The sequence below is a fragment of the uncultured Sulfuricurvum sp. genome, assembly GCF_937936435.1.
Taxonomy (GTDB): Bacteria; Campylobacterota; Campylobacteria; order Campylobacterales; family Sulfurimonadaceae; genus Sulfuricurvum.
Window position 1 is genome coordinate 1 of sequence record NZ_CALDDG010000052.1, and the last position, 13,562, is coordinate 13,562.

15 protein-coding genes and 1 pseudogene are annotated in these 13,562 nt (G+C 46.0%); 3 read left to right on the top strand and 13 right to left on the bottom strand.

Features of this window, described 5'->3' with window-relative positions; all coding sequences use genetic code 11:
• On the bottom strand, positions 1-1,265 hold a 1,265-nt coding region (locus tag Q0389_RS06215), incomplete at its 3' end, for a SulP family inorganic anion transporter (protein WP_298692794.1).
• A gap of 162 nt (positions 1,266-1,427) precedes the next feature.
• Between Q0389_RS06215 and Q0389_RS06220 the strand changes: the two genes are divergently transcribed.
• Positions 1,428-2,921 carry a SulP family inorganic anion transporter gene (locus Q0389_RS06220; RefSeq protein ID WP_298692796.1) on the top strand — a complete coding sequence of 498 codons (1,494 nt, stop codon included), beginning with the start codon at positions 1,428-1,430 and terminating at the stop codon, positions 2,919-2,921.
• Here the strand turns inward: Q0389_RS06220 and Q0389_RS06225 are convergent.
• From Q0389_RS06225 to Q0389_RS06245, 5 genes are read right to left on the bottom strand one after another with little or no spacing between them, the layout of a single operon-like run.
• On the bottom strand, positions 2,918-3,673 hold the full coding sequence (locus tag Q0389_RS06225) for a hypothetical protein (protein ID WP_298692798.1): 756 nt from the start codon (positions 3,671-3,673) through the stop codon (positions 2,918-2,920). The two genes, Q0389_RS06220 and Q0389_RS06225, sit on opposite strands and share 4 nt — an antisense overlap.
• A 56-nt stretch (positions 3,674-3,729) precedes the next feature.
• Positions 3,730-3,957 carry a thioredoxin family protein gene (locus Q0389_RS06230; protein ID WP_298692800.1) on the bottom strand — a complete coding sequence of 76 codons (228 nt, stop codon included), beginning with the start codon at positions 3,955-3,957 and terminating at the stop codon, positions 3,730-3,732.
• An 8-nt stretch (positions 3,958-3,965) separates the two neighbouring features.
• On the bottom strand, positions 3,966-4,910 hold the full coding sequence (locus Q0389_RS06235) for a permease (RefSeq protein ID WP_298692802.1): 945 nt from the start codon (positions 4,908-4,910) through the stop codon (positions 3,966-3,968).
• Entirely contained in the window at positions 4,910-5,314 is a 405-nt protein-coding gene (locus Q0389_RS06240; protein WP_298692804.1) for an arsenate reductase ArsC, read from the bottom strand. Before Q0389_RS06240 ends, Q0389_RS06235 begins: the two co-directional genes overlap by 1 nt.
• Complete coding sequence (locus Q0389_RS06245; RefSeq protein ID WP_298692806.1) at positions 5,311-5,634, bottom strand: metalloregulator ArsR/SmtB family transcription factor; 324 nt, start codon at positions 5,632-5,634, stop codon at positions 5,311-5,313. Before Q0389_RS06245 ends, Q0389_RS06240 begins: the two co-directional genes overlap by 4 nt.
• A gap of 100 nt (positions 5,635-5,734) precedes the next feature.
• On the opposite strand from Q0389_RS06245, the gene Q0389_RS06250 reads away from it, so the two are divergent.
• Positions 5,735-6,988 carry an arsenic transporter gene (locus Q0389_RS06250; protein ID WP_298692808.1) on the top strand — a complete coding sequence of 418 codons (1,254 nt, stop codon included), beginning with the start codon at positions 5,735-5,737 and terminating at the stop codon, positions 6,986-6,988.
• Here Q0389_RS06250 and Q0389_RS06255 read toward each other — a convergent pair.
• The 7 genes from Q0389_RS06255 to lolA all read right to left on the bottom strand — a co-directional run bounded on the left by Q0389_RS06255 (position 6,981) and on the right by lolA (position 13,034).
• The gene (locus Q0389_RS06255) at positions 6,981-7,778 is read right to left on the bottom strand and encodes a hypothetical protein (RefSeq protein ID WP_298692810.1); all 798 of its coding nucleotides are present in this window, start codon (positions 7,776-7,778) and stop codon (positions 6,981-6,983) included. The genes Q0389_RS06250 and Q0389_RS06255 overlap by 8 nt on opposite strands.
• Positions 7,779-7,803: 25 nt before the next feature.
• Positions 7,804-8,739 carry an Abi family protein gene (locus Q0389_RS06260; RefSeq protein ID WP_298692812.1) on the bottom strand — a complete coding sequence of 312 codons (936 nt, stop codon included), beginning with the start codon at positions 8,737-8,739 and terminating at the stop codon, positions 7,804-7,806.
• Between the two features lie 208 nt (positions 8,740-8,947).
• Positions 8,948-9,712 carry a hypothetical protein gene (locus Q0389_RS06265; protein ID WP_298692814.1) on the bottom strand — a complete coding sequence of 255 codons (765 nt, stop codon included), beginning with the start codon at positions 9,710-9,712 and terminating at the stop codon, positions 8,948-8,950.
• 15 nt (positions 9,713-9,727) lie between these two features.
• On the bottom strand, positions 9,728-10,990 hold the full coding sequence (locus Q0389_RS06270; RefSeq protein ID WP_298692816.1) for an ArsS family sensor histidine kinase: 1,263 nt from the start codon (positions 10,988-10,990) through the stop codon (positions 9,728-9,730).
• Positions 10,983-11,651 (bottom strand): response regulator transcription factor, encoded by a 669-nt coding sequence (locus tag Q0389_RS06275; RefSeq protein ID WP_298692818.1) that lies wholly within the window; start codon positions 11,649-11,651, stop codon positions 10,983-10,985. Before Q0389_RS06275 ends, Q0389_RS06270 begins: the two co-directional genes overlap by 8 nt.
• Before the next feature lie 61 nt (positions 11,652-11,712).
• On the bottom strand, positions 11,713-12,399 hold the full coding sequence (locus tag Q0389_RS06280) for an EF-hand domain-containing protein (protein ID WP_298692820.1): 687 nt from the start codon (positions 12,397-12,399) through the stop codon (positions 11,713-11,715).
• A 119-nt stretch (positions 12,400-12,518) separates the two neighbouring features.
• Positions 12,519-13,034 (bottom strand): LolA-like outer membrane lipoprotein chaperone, encoded by a 516-nt coding sequence (gene lolA, locus Q0389_RS06285; RefSeq protein WP_298692822.1) that lies wholly within the window; start codon positions 13,032-13,034, stop codon positions 12,519-12,521.
• Positions 13,035-13,152: 118 nt separating this feature from the next.
• On the opposite strand from lolA, the pseudogene Q0389_RS06290 reads away from it, so the two are divergent.
• Positions 13,153-13,562: pseudogene (locus tag Q0389_RS06290) on the top strand (preprotein translocase subunit SecA); the annotation flags it as partial.

Below are 13,562 nucleotides of genomic sequence, written 5' to 3' on the forward strand. Positions count from 1 at the left end.
GTCGATTTCATCATCTGATCGATGAAGAGGATCGATGCGAGGGCGATTCCCGCCTGAATCGCGAAATTCAGATCGACGAGGACGGTCAGGGCAAAGGTGAGCAGCAAAACGATCCGGTCGCTTTTGGGAGCATTCATAATCTCTTTGACATGCTTGATCTCCGACATATTCCACGCAACGACCATCAAAATGGCAGCCAGTGCGGCGAGAGGGACTTTGACGATGAGCGGAGCAAGCAGAAGCATGAACACAAAAAGCCAGACCGCATGCATCATACCCGCAACAGGGGTACGGGCTCCGGCTTTGATATTGGTTGCGGTTCGGGCGATGGCACCGGTGGCGGGGAGTCCGCCGAACAGACCCGAAGCGACGTTGGCGATCCCTTGTCCCAGGAGTTCGGCATTGGATTTATGGCGTGTTCCGGCCATTCCGTCAGCTACGACGGCGGAGAGAAGCGATTCGATTGCGGCGAGGGTGGCGATAGTGATCGCATCGGGCAGCAAGAGGCGCAGTTTTTCAAAACTGATTTCGGGTAAAACGGGGCTAGGGAGCATTGAGGGGATAGCTCCGAATCTGCTTTCGATCGTCTCTACGGGGAGGTTGAGCCCCCAAACCGCCAGTCCTGAGAGGGTTACGACGATGATGGGACCGGGGATACGGGGAATGTAGCGTTTTGCCGCCACGATGATGCCGATCGAAGCGAGGGCAACGACAATCGCGACGAAATTGGTCTCATGCAAGTGGGCGATATACACGGTAAGTTTGTCGATAAAATCGGGCGGTACGTTTGCAATAGAGAGGCCGAAAAAATCGCGTATCTGCGAAAATGCGATAAGCAAAGCGATACCGGAGGTAAATCCGACGATGACAGGATAGGGGATGAATTTGATCATCTCCCCCGCACGGACGAAAGCCATAATCATCAAAATGAGACCTGCCATGATGGTAGCGAGGACAAGCCCTTCATAGCCGTGTTTCATGGCTACTGTGGCGACGGTGACGATGAAGGCGGCGGTAGGGCCGCCGATCTGATAGCGGCTGCCGCCGTGTGCCGAGATCAAAAATCCGGCGACGATTGCGGTGAACAGACCCCGTTCCGGAGGAAGGTTCGATGCGATGGCAATCGCCATAGCCAGCGGAAGCGCGACGATGGCAACAGCCAAACCGGCGATCGCATCGGCGAAAAAATCGTCTTTGGAATACCCCTGGCGTTTGAAGAGAGAGATGATTTTAGGTTGCAAAGAGTCATGTATCGAGCGCAACATCGTGTAAATCCCATGGAAAATTGTCTCCGTAGTGTAGCACTTTTTAGTGAGAGTTAATCCGTCTCTAACGCTTATACCGATAGAATGCGAGAAATTTTTTCTGCATATCAAACTTCCAATCCCCGATTTTTTGCATGTGTTTGATAGTTTCAAGGAGATTCGATGTTATTGATGTCAACCAAACAGGAGTGGTTTGGAAATATCCGCGGCGACGTTCTTGCCGGTATCGTCGTCGCTTTGGCTCTGATTCCCGAATCGATCGCTTTTTCGATTATCGCAGGTGTCGATCCGAAGGTGGGCTTGTACGCGTCGTTTTGTATCGCGGCGGTGATAGCGTTTGTCGGCGGGCGTGCCGGGATGATCTCGGCGGCGACGGGTGCGATGGCTTTACTCATGGTAACGCTGGTAAAAGAGCACGGATTGCAGTATCTGCTGGCGGCGACGATTCTGACCGGAGTGTTGCAAATCGCGGCCGGATATCTGAAACTCGGTTCCTTGATGAGTTTTGTCTCCCGTACGGTCGTAATCGGATTTGTGAATGCGTTAGCTATTTTGATATTTATGGCGCAGCTTCCCGAACTGACAAATGTGACTTGGCATGTGTATGCTCTGACTGCGGCTGGCCTTGGGATTATCTATCTGTTTCCGTATGTTCCGAAAATCGGTCGGCTTATCCCCTCGCCGTTGGTCAATATCGTCGTATTGACGGCCATCGTCGTTTGGATGGGGATCGATGTCAGAACGGTCGGAGATATGGGCTCTTTGCCCGATACCTTGCCTATTTTCCTATGGCCTCAGGTTCCGTTCAATATAGAAACCTTCTCGATTATTTTCCCTTACTCTGCCGCATTGGCAGCCGTAGGATTGCTGGAGTCGTTTATGACGGCGACGATCGTGGATGACATGACCGATACCGACAGCGATAAAAACCGCGAAGCCAAAGGGCAGGGGATCGCCAATATCGCTACCGGATGTATCGGCGGTATGGCAGGATGCGGAATGATCGGACAGTCGGTCATCAACATCAAATCAGGTGGACGCGGACGCCTCTCGACGTTGATAGCCGGAATCTTGTTGTTGATCATGGTCGTTTTTATGAGCGATTTGATCAAAATCATACCGATGGCGGCATTGGTCGCAGTCATGATTATGGTATCGATCGGGACTTTTAACTGGGGATCGATCAAGGGATTGAAAACCCTGCCTCTTTCGACAAACATTGTGATGTTGACGACCGTGATTGTCGTGGTCTCCACCCATAACCTCGCATTGGGCGTATTAAGCGGCGTGTTACTCGCCTCACTATTTTTTGCGAATAAGATCAGCCACTTTATGTATTGGGAAAAGTCGTACGAAGAGACGAGCAGTACCCGTGTCTATAAATTTATCGGACAAATCTTTTTTAACTCAGCCGACCGCTTCGCCGATGCTTTCGATTACAAAGAAGAGGTGCGAAACATCATCATCGATGTTACCCGTGCCCATTTTTGGGATATATCTGCAGTGTATGCTCTGGATAAAGCGGTGATAAAACTGCGGAAGATGGGTAAAGAGGTCGACGTAATCGGTCAGAATGAAGCGACCAAGACGATCATCGACCGCTTTGGAGTGCATGACAAACCCTCGGAGATCGAGAAAGTCATGGGAGGACATTAAAAGCGATTCAGATTTTTTTCCTGTCGAATCTCTTTCGCCACCGCGAAAATCAGTATAAGGGCAAAGACGGCGGATGATCCGATCGTGCCGAGATCGAGTCCCCCTTTATCATGCGTTTTGGTCAACAAATCTCCGAACGTCGCACCGAAAGGGCGTGTCAAAACAAATGCGAGCCAAAACAGCAGCACCTTGAATACGCGTGTGTAATAATGCAAAAGGACGATCCCGGCGAGAAGCATTCCGATCAGCAGAGCGCTTTGGGCGAATCCCATACCGATATCGTCGGCTAAAAAATCGCCTGCTGCCGTTCCGAGGGTATTGGCTATCAAAAAAGCGGACCAATAAAAGATTTCAGAGGGTGTCGTCGTGATGCATTCGACACGGATGCTTTTTTCTTTTGCATACCACACACCTAGAATCAACCCCAAGAGGCTAACGAGCAGTAATGACCCCCAAGCATAGCCGAGCCCGAGCGTGCGGTCGATAAAATCGGAGATGGCGGTTCCGGCGATAGCCGTTGCGGTAAAGGTCAACCAATATAGCGTCGGTTCGTACCGTTTGAGTTTCAGTTTCAGGAACAAAAAGAGGAGAAACAGACCCATGAAGAGCAAAATGGTATTGCCATAGCCGATATCGTAGGTCATAGAAAACATATCGGCCCCCGTCTCACCCAGCGTGGTCGAGGCAATTTTAATGACCCAATATAAAAAAAGGATATGAGGGACACGATTGGCGGGTATCGAGAGATCCATATACTGCCTTTGAGGAGATATACAGAAAGTCTACCGTGTTAATAACAACACTTCGTTTATAAGAGTTGCGATATCTCTTCGATGCTCGGCACCCGTCCTGTCGATTTGACGGCACCGTCGATCACCAGCCCCGGTGTGCTCATGACGCCGTAGCCCATAATCTTTTGGAGGTCGGAGACTTTTTCGATCTGGACGAATTTACCGCTCAGGGCTACCGCCTGTTTGACTTTCATCTCCAGTTCGTTGCATTTGCTGCATCCTGTACCGAGTATTTCAATTTTCATATTAATTCCTATAAAATGGTGTTAAAAATAAATCCGATCCCTATTATACCGACCGTAATAATCGCAAAAAAGAGGGCGATCAGGCGGATATGAAGAATCTGTTTGAGAATGATCGCTTCGGGCAGCGAGAGGGCAGTGACCGCCATCATAAACGACAGCGCTGAACCCAATAGCATCCCTTTTTGCGTCAGCACTTCGACCAGCGGCATCACCCCAGCGGCGGAAGAGTACATCGGAATCCCCATCAGTACGGCGACGGGAACCGTATACCATGCGTCCCCTCCTGCATAAGCAGCAATGAATTCAGCGGGGACATAGCCATGAAACCACGCCCCGACTCCGACCCCGACCATGACCCACAGATAGATTTTATGAAATATATCACGGGTATTGTTCCATGCTTCGCTTACACGTTCGGAGAATGAAGGTCTGTACGTCGGCAATTCGATCTCGCCCGAGAGAGGCGGTACGGTGATCAGAACGTATTTTTCGACGTTGAAACGTCCGATGACCCATCCTCCCAGTATGGCGACGAAGAGGCCGAATCCGATATAAATGGCCGTGATCTTCCAGCCGAAAAGACCAAATAGCATGGCAATAGCGATTTCGTTGTTGAGCGGAGCGCTGATGAGGAAACTAAACGTCACGCCGATGGGGATACGCGCCTGCAAAAATCCCAGAAAAAGCGGGATCGCAGAGCAGGTACAAAACGGCGTGATGATTCCGAACAGTGCCGCGAGGATATTGCCCGTAAACTCCCGTTTACCCGCCAAATAGGCCCGTACTTTTTCGGTGTTGAACCAGGTGCGCAGAAACGAGACGGCGAAGATGATCGTTACGAGTAAAAACCATATTTTAATCGTGTCATAGAGAAAAAAATGGAGCGCCTCACCGAGTTTTCCGGAAAATCCGAGCCACTGAAGGATGATCGTCCCGCTGAATTCCTGCCACATCAGCCGCAGAGCTCCGCTTGGATGATCGGCAAGAGCGTCGCTTCGATCAGATCGAGTGTTTTGGCGTATTCTTCTACCGCTTTCCCGCTCGGATCTTCGAATGAGACATGGATCGTTTTAACGGCCTTTGGAAACATAGGACAGGTCTCGTGCGCATGATCGCAGACGGTGACGACGAGATCGAAGGCGGTATTGATAACCGTATCGATCACTTTGGAGTGGTAGGAGTCTCTCCAATACCCTTTTTCTTCCAGCAGTGCCTGAGCATTCGGATTGACGGTGCCGCTGGCACGGACTCCGGAGCTTTGAGCATACACGCAATCGCCCATTTTAGCATTGATCAGCGCTTCGGCCATGATGGAGCGGCAGCTGTTGCCGGTACAGAGGATTAACACATTTTTCATAGGGAACAACCTTCATTTTGGGATAATTTGATGAGTTGAGGGAGTTCTAATCCCAGACAGCGGATTTCGGCCAATGCTTCGCTCCGGAAACGATCCAGCGGAGAGCGGATCGAGTAATAGGCCCATGTCCCGCATCGATCCACCCTCAAAAATCCTCCGTCTTTGAGGATTTTAAGATGGCGGGAGAGGCGTGATTGGATCATTCCGAAACTCTCTTGCAGGTCGCAGACGCACAACGCTCCGTGAGTATCTAAAAATGCGAGGAGTCTGATACGGGTTTCATCGTTGAGTGCCGATACCGTTTCCAAAAAAACATCCATAGAATACCTCCGATTTATGAAAGTGTAACATAGAAAAAATAATATATCAAGATATATTGATATTATGATATAATTTTCCAATTTGATTCTGGAGTGGAATATGCTTCTAGCCATCGCAGTATTTCTTGTTACACTTATTTTTGTTATTTGGCAGCCACGCGGGTTGCAGATCGGTACTACAGCCGTTATCGGGGCCATTGCTGCTGTGGCATTAGGGGTTGTGAGTATCGCCGATGTTTGGACGGTCACCTCTATCGTCTGGGATGCAACACTGGCATTTATCGGGATCATCCTTCTTTCAATGGTGCTTGATGAGATCGGTTTTTTCGAGTGGGCAGCTCTTAAAATGGCACGTTTTTCAGGCGGAAACGGTCATCTGATGTTTGTTTATATCCTCATTCTCGGTGCACTCGTATCGGCATTGTTTGCCAACGACGGCGCGGCACTGATCCTCACCCCAATTGTTCTAGCCAAGATGAAACACCTTAAGATGAACCCGATAGCTGTTTTTGCCTTTTTGATGGCGGGTGGATTTATCGGCGACAGTGCCAGCAATCCGTTGGTCATCAGCAATCTTACCAATATCGTAACGGCAGGGTATTTCCACATCGGTTTTTGGGAATACGCTAAAACGATGTTCCTGCCGAATCTGCTCAGTATCATTGCTTCTATCGCGGTATTGTGGCTCTATTTTCGCAATGATATTCCGAGCCGTATCGATATCTCCCAATTAGCGACTCCGGAGTCCGCAATCCGAAACATGACGATGTTTCGTCTCAGCTGGTGGTTTTTGGCTCTGCTTATGGGCGGGTATTTCATCGGTGACCATTATCATCTGCCTGTATCGGTGTTCGCGCTCGGTGGCGCATTGGTATTTCTCGCCATCGCGACCTATTTTAAAGCGACGAAGCCGATAATGACGATCAAAGCCGCGCCGTGGCAGGTGGTGTGGTTTAGTATCGGACTCTACGTCGTCGTCTACGGTCTCAAAAATGGCGGACTAACTACTTATCTCGCAGGATTGATTACACAGTTGCAGACGATGGGAAATGTCTACGCCGTGATCGGGACGGGTTTTCTCTCCGCGCTCCTCAGTTCGGTGATGAACAATATGCCGACCATTATGGTGATGGATATCGCCATCGCCGAAGCGGGAAATCAGGCACTGGCCTATGCCAATATCCTCGGCTCCAACCTCGGACCGAAAATGACCCCTATCGGCTCGCTCGCGACCCTTCTTTGGCTGCATGTTTTAGCGCAAAAAGGGGTTAAGATTGGATGGGGCGAATATATGAAAGTAGGGTTGGTGATTACGCCGCCGGTGTTGCTAGCGGCTCTTTTAGGTCTTATTTAAAGAATTGATTTTTTGTTTTTTCATATAAGCTGTATGTTTTATATGCTGTTTTTTCATAATAAATAGGTGAAGTTATATGTGTTTTATCAAATGACATTTTTTGATTTTTTATTGAAAGATATAATGTGTTATTGTCTTGAAAAATAAGATGACCGTGTATTGATTTGTTTTGATCTGATATGAATGAGGCATTACACTTTCCCATATTAGCTATCATAAGACCTTTTTCGCTTGTTAGTAATGCAGTTAAATATGAAAGAATAAGTAAAAATATCACAATATTAAATGGATCATGAATTTTCCTTTTTAAATAAAAACGTCGTAAAAAGTAAAAAGACAAAGAATAAAAAAATAAAAATATAGCACTGTAAATATCATTAATAAATAGTGCAATGATGATAAAAATAATCCAAATGGTATTGTCAATTTTTTTATCATTGACTATTAAAAGATCATAAATAAGCCCCGCACCAACAATAATAGTTGAAATAGAAGAAATCCAATTCTCTTCATTGTTAGGGAAAAAAAGTGGAAGTAATATCCATAAAACAATAGTAATTTTCCAATAGTTTTCATTTTGTGAATATAAAAATAGAATAGGAAAAGCAAAAAGTGAAACAATTAGTCCGAAAGCTATCAAAAATTTTAAATCCGGTATCACAAAAGAAAAACCATTCATTTGCATATATAAAGCAAAAGTTATATATCCAAAGAAAAAAACACCGAAGGCTAATAATTGCCAATTATTTTTCAAATGTTCGATAAATTTTGTAATATTTTCATTTTGCATAGCTATTTAGAATCTCCCAATTGTTTTATTCATTCCACACGCTCATCTTTTCCCACCCTTCGATAAATCCCATCGCTTTAAAATTGATTTTCGGATGGGAAGCCACGAGGTTTTTGACGTCGTTTTGAAAATCAGCCTCTTCGCCGATGGCATCGAGGATATACGCTATGACGCTGAGGGCAAAGAAAACTTTATCCCCCTGCAAAGGGTGAAACTCTTTGATTTTACGCGGTATTTCGAAACTGACGCCGAGAGTCTTGTTCCACAGTCGGCTGTGATGGGCGCAGATGTTGCGTATGACGGTGAGGGCATGAAACCAGTTGTGAAACAAATCTTTACTCACGCCTTTGAGCGCATGCGTAACGGCTTGTTGTTCGGAAGTTTTTAGCATTGCATAGATTTTGGAGAGGGTGCTCATCGAGACGACTTCGACCATTGCCCACACGGGTAGATCGGTTGTGTTGTATTTTTCTTTGAAATGGGCGATAAACGTTTCACTGGATCGACTCGTCTCTTCTCGAATAGCCACCATCACTTTGTCAAAAAACTCAGGGGATGTTTTGAAGTTTTCGGGATCGAGATAGCCGAATGCTCCATAAGCCAGTGAATGATGATACGCGATCTGCGTTCTGAAATAGACTTCAATCGATTCAATGGCTTTAAAGACGGTTTTACGAAGCTCCGCATCAAAAAAATAGAGTTCCAAAACATCTTCAAAACGTATATTGTCCAAAAAAATACCGTCCAATTCGAATGCTTTTGGATGTTGCAAAGGCAAAAAATAAGCACTTAATCTATAATAGTTGATATGGGAGAGCTTTTTGAGGGTATAGACTTCATTGGTGATGATAAGGTTTTTTTCTTTTAAAAGCTGAAGTTGTTCTTCAAAAGTTTTAGGGGATTTGGTATAACCGTTTGATTGATTTTTGATCGTTTGGAGTTGGGATTGTAAGTCGTTCATGAAGAAAACCCCTCCGTTGGCACTTTGTGTAGAGGTGGGAGAGGTGTGTTGAGAGAATTATCACGAAAATAAGCTTTGAGATTGATTAGCTTTTTTTGTGAATGCGTTTTCATCGAAGACATTCATTCTCCGCAACAAAAATTAATTGCAGAGATTATAGCAGATTTGATAGTATTGCTTAAAAGGGGCGGCAATTTAACCTGTAAATTTAAAACTTGAGCTTCAATCCTAGTGACAGCGTCTCGTTTTTCGTTTCACTGTCAGGTTCGTAAAACCCTCCGACACTATCCGATGCATCGATATTCCAGTATTCGTAATTATAGGAAATAAATGTGCTCAGTGAGTCGCTGAGAGCCAGTTCCAACGGTACGCTGATTTTGTATCCGTGTACGTTTTTCAAGTCAAACGTATAGCCGTTGAGATTTTCGTGCATTTGTGCATTAAACGCCTTGCGGTAATTGCCGTCGAGACCGACCGACATAGTGGAAGATAAAGCATAATGCAGGCCGATACCGACATCGTAATAGCCCCAGTCATACACTTCATCATATCCCAACTGACGAACCCATCGGCGGTAACCCACCCCGATCATTATAGGCATTTTCCATTGGCCGTTTTTGTCAAGATGTGCCGTCGATTTGTATCCGAAGGTGTAATCACCCACTTCATTCATCGTTGTGCCGCGATATGAACCGTACGGATCTGAGGAATATAACAGGCTTCCGACATAGTCGGTATTGCCTCTAACATACGATGCACCTAGATAGAGTCCGTTCTCGAGAGGAGTGAGACTTAACGTAACTCCATTGACCTTTCCGAAATCGGCTCTTTCAGTATCGAGCAAGGCACCGTAATCGTCGGTTTCGGCATAATCAAAACGGGTCGTATCGGCACTGATCGATACCGAATAGGACGACGCGTATACGCAGGAACCGAATAGAAGCGAAAGTGTGGCAATAAGTGACTTATTCATAAAGACGGCTCCATATTATAATGTTATGGTGTCAGTATAACGTTTGTTTAATACGATACGAAAACAGTTCAAGCCGCTGGCGTAATGGTATTCGAGTTTAAAGCCGTGTTTTTGGAATATAGAATAGGTGATATAAAGCCCAAGCCCAAGCCCTGCAGAAGAGTCTTCATACGCGCGGTTAAACGGTTTGTCGAACTTTCGGTTCTCTTGAGGCAGAGGATCACCGATGCTGCATATTTCGATACTATGGCTGAGAATCAGAACCGTCGGTTTGGCATTAGAATATTTGAAGGCGTTGTCCAGAAGATTTTTTACCGCAATTGCAAACAGATCGAAATCACATCGGATCATAAGTGCAGAATCCTCTCCTTTGATCGTGATATTGTTTTTGTCACATATCAAAATATCGCAGGTATGATCCAAAATATCGACAAAACGGTAATCTTGTAGATTGAGTTTCCACTCTCCGCTGCTGAATCGTTCCATCTTGGAAAACTCGCCCAGCAGATAATCCATCCGGTCGAAAATCCGTTTCAGCCGTTCCTGCTCGACAGAATCGTTCAGGCAGTCGGTCGTGAGGGAGCCTTTCATAATAGGTGTTTTTAGCTCATGGAGAATATTACGCAGAAAAAGCGAACGGGCTTCTTTCATGGCGGCAATTTTTTCCAGAACCTGATTAAACTCATGGGTAATCTGCGAAATCTCATCTTTGCCGCTAATCGGGACATTGAGGCTGGTATCGCCGTCTTTGTAGCCGATAATCGCATTTTTAAGGCGATGCAGAGGGTAGAGTTTCCGGAGAAGATAACCGAAGAAAAGAAGAATCAGGATATCGACCGCAATAGCGACAATCCAAAAGGGGAGGATGGATTGCGGTTTGAAATCTTCAAGTACGATTTTTTCCATACGTTTAAAATCGGGAGGAGGTAGTCGAGGCTTGAAACGAGGATCCATTTTCGGCGGAGGCATATTGACAAAATAGGTTCGGCTTTTATAGTCGATAAGCATTCCGAAGGGGAGTCTTTCTTGGATATGCCCTTTCGATTTTAGGAGGTCGGGTGTAAGGGTAGACTGTCGTATCATGAGCGTAGAAAGTTCGTTAGTGAAATTTCCGTTTGAGTGGTGTATCAGCTGCCCAGCCAGAAAGAAACGGCTCATCTGTTCACCCTCTCTTTCTTTTAGGAAATGTTGGTGGGCTATCCACAACAGAGCGTTTATCAGGATAAAAATAAAGATAAAAAAGAGGGTGATAAGTCTTAAAATGGAATGGTTATTCATTGACAAATTTATATCCTATTCCCCGGACCGAGACGATGTAGCGCGGCTGTTTAGGATCATCGCCTATTTTTTGGCGTATTCGCCCCATGATGACGTCGATGCTTTTGAGACTGCTTTCGTATTTGATCGAACCGATATTGAGTAAAAGCTCTTCGCGCGAGATAGCGGATCGGTCTTTTCCGATCATATAAGCGATAATGTCGTATTCTGCCGGAGTGAGACGCAGGATAGAACCGTGTTTCGTGATCTCGTGGCGTTGTTCGTCTACCTCGAATGGAGAGAGTTTTTTGGGCATGGTGGGATGGATGCGGCGTAAAATCGCATCGATTCTAAATATTAGTTCTTGGGGATCGTAGGGCTTGGGGAGATAATCGTCCGCTCCGCGTGAAAACCCCATCATTTTGTCCCGTATGTCGGAGCGTGCCGAAGAGATGATAATCGGGATCGTACTCTCCTGCCGGATCAGTCGGCAAATCTCCATCCCGTCCATTTGCGGAAGAGACAGATCCAGCACCAGCAAATCAAACGATTCGCTTTGAAATACACGTAGACCTTCGAGCGGCGTACTCGCTACGGTGACATCGATATCGTCTTTATAAAGGCGCGTTTTTAGCAGTTGTGCCAGTTCGAGATCATCTTCTATCATCAGTACATTTATCATGGAATCGATTATATCGGGGGAGAAGTAAATAAAAAGTAACATGCCCAAAGGGCATGGCGTCTTAGGCGCTGATACTCAGCAAAGAGGTAGAATTGGAAGAATTGGTGCTTCCATAAGCGCTGAGAATTTTTTGTAACCATTCGTTACTGATATTTTTAGTGTTCTGAGCCGTCGTAGTGCTTTCAGAAGAAGAGCTGCTAGTACTGTCTGAACTTTCCGAACTGCTGTCATCTGAGCTGTCACCCAGTGCCGCAAGCAGTTCCTCGATACTGACCGTACCGTCTTGATTCGTATCCAATGCGGAAATCACATCGCTGCTGCTGGATGAAGAGCTGCTGCTATCGGAAGTCGAATCGCTCGGCGGTGGCGGAGGCATTCCACCCATTGATTCTCCTCCTCCTTGAGGCGGTTCAGGCGGGGTCATATTTTTTAAAGCGGCAAGCAATTCATCGGAACTCATGCTCCCGTCTTGGTTGGTATCGAGTGCATCAAAAACATCTTCTGCCGAAGATGCTGTGCCGGTATCGGTAGAACTCGACGAGCTATCTTGTGAAGCAAGCGCTTTAGCCGCCGCACTGAATTCAGCCTTGTCGATTGAGCCGCTGCTGTCGGTGTCCATGGAACTCAGCATCTGCTGCGACAGTGACGTCATCATATCTTCAAAACCGCTTTTGGTTTTTGACGACGATGACGAACTGGATGTATTGTATGCCGAGTAACTGCTGTAATAATCGGAACTTACCGTCATGACGTTCTCCTTGTCTGGTGTAGCAAGAAAAAATTCTTACTCGGTATAAGCATAAGACGCTTAGAGTAACTAATCGGTAACACTCCTATAGGTGCAGAAGCCCCTAAAAAAGGAATGATTTAGTCTTTTATAACGTCATAATCGGAAGGGATAAGTGCTTTAAAACGTGAAGATTCGATCGGACGGTTTTGTAGCGGGTCGGTAAAGCGGATCGAAACTTGATTGTCGAAACCGTCTTTATAGCTGATGGACGTTAGAAGATCATTTTTAAACTCGACAATATAGGTTTGAGCGTTGACAGTAGCGGAATAGCGGTTGGCGTCGATCGGTTTGGCTTTTTTGACAATAGCGAGAAAATCGATCTCATCTCCCAGTTTACGCAGTGTTACCTGTTCGATCTGCGGTTCGACTACCGTAATTTGCTGAGCATTGATATAAACGCTTTTTTGGATCGGTTTTTGATAGACCCATAGGGCGTTTTGCGGTTTGCTTGCCCAAAGTTCGCCGTAATAGACGATTTTTTTATTATTGTCGTCAATGATGGTTTGGATGAATTTCGAATTAAAAGAACTGAGATCTTTGGGAGAGGCAAAAAGGGTAAGGGTAAATAAGAGATAAAAGGGTAGAAAACGCACACAAAATCCTTGAATAGAGTATTTGTGCCATTGTACCCTATGCTCATTAACCAAAACAATAGATTTCGTATGTTAAAATCAGCGACTTTTTCAATACTGTTCATAATGAAGGCTTTTAATGCTCCAATCGCTCGTCGGTAAAATATTCGGTACAAAAAACGATCGTGAAGTCAAAAAATATCGTAAAAACGTTGCGGCTATCAACGCTCGCGAACCTCATTTCAGCGCCATGGACGATGACGCGCTCAAATCGGCATTCGCCGCTCTTAAAGAAGCGGTGCAAAACGGTACGAAAACTTTGGACGATGTTCTGATCGATTCGTTCGCCATTACCCGCGAGGCGAGCAAACGCGTTTTGGGAATGCGCCATTTTGACGTTCAGCTGATCGGAGGGATGGTACTGCACGAGGGGCGTATCGCCGAGATGAAAACGGGAGAAGGTAAAACCCTCGTCGCGACATTGCCTGTCGTTTTGAATGCGATGAGCGGCAAAGGGGTTCATGTCGTAACCGTCAATGATTACCTGGC

Coding starts and splice junctions, on each gene's coding strand:
- Q0389_RS06230 (WP_298692800.1), bottom strand. CDS start 3,957: ATGAAAATTGAAATACTCGGTACAGGATGCAGCAAATGCAACGAACTG.
- Q0389_RS06275 (WP_298692818.1), bottom strand. CDS start 11,651: ATGATAAATGTACTGATGATAGAAGATGATCTCGAACTGGCACAACTG.
- Q0389_RS06245 (WP_298692806.1), bottom strand. CDS start 5,634: ATGGATGTTTTTTTGGAAACGGTATCGGCACTCAACGATGAAACCCGT.
- Q0389_RS06220 (WP_298692796.1), top strand. CDS start 1,428: ATGTTATTGATGTCAACCAAACAGGAGTGGTTTGGAAATATCCGCGGC.
- Q0389_RS06270 (WP_298692816.1), bottom strand. CDS start 10,990: ATGAATAACCATTCCATTTTAAGACTTATCACCCTCTTTTTTATCTTT.
- Q0389_RS06240 (WP_298692804.1), bottom strand. CDS start 5,314: ATGAAAAATGTGTTAATCCTCTGTACCGGCAACAGCTGCCGCTCCATC.
- Q0389_RS06250 (WP_298692808.1), top strand. CDS start 5,735: ATGCTTCTAGCCATCGCAGTATTTCTTGTTACACTTATTTTTGTTATT.
- Q0389_RS06235 (WP_298692802.1), bottom strand. CDS start 4,910: ATGTGGCAGGAATTCAGCGGGACGATCATCCTTCAGTGGCTCGGATTT.
- Q0389_RS06280 (WP_298692820.1), bottom strand. CDS start 12,399: ATGACGGTAAGTTCCGATTATTACAGCAGTTACTCGGCATACAATACA.
- Q0389_RS06255 (WP_298692810.1), bottom strand. CDS start 7,778: ATGCAAAATGAAAATATTACAAAATTTATCGAACATTTGAAAAATAAT.
- Q0389_RS06260 (WP_298692812.1), bottom strand. CDS start 8,739: ATGAACGACTTACAATCCCAACTCCAAACGATCAAAAATCAATCAAAC.
- Q0389_RS06225 (WP_298692798.1), bottom strand. CDS start 3,673: ATGGATCTCTCGATACCCGCCAATCGTGTCCCTCATATCCTTTTTTTA.
- Q0389_RS06265 (WP_298692814.1), bottom strand. CDS start 9,712: ATGAATAAGTCACTTATTGCCACACTTTCGCTTCTATTCGGTTCCTGC.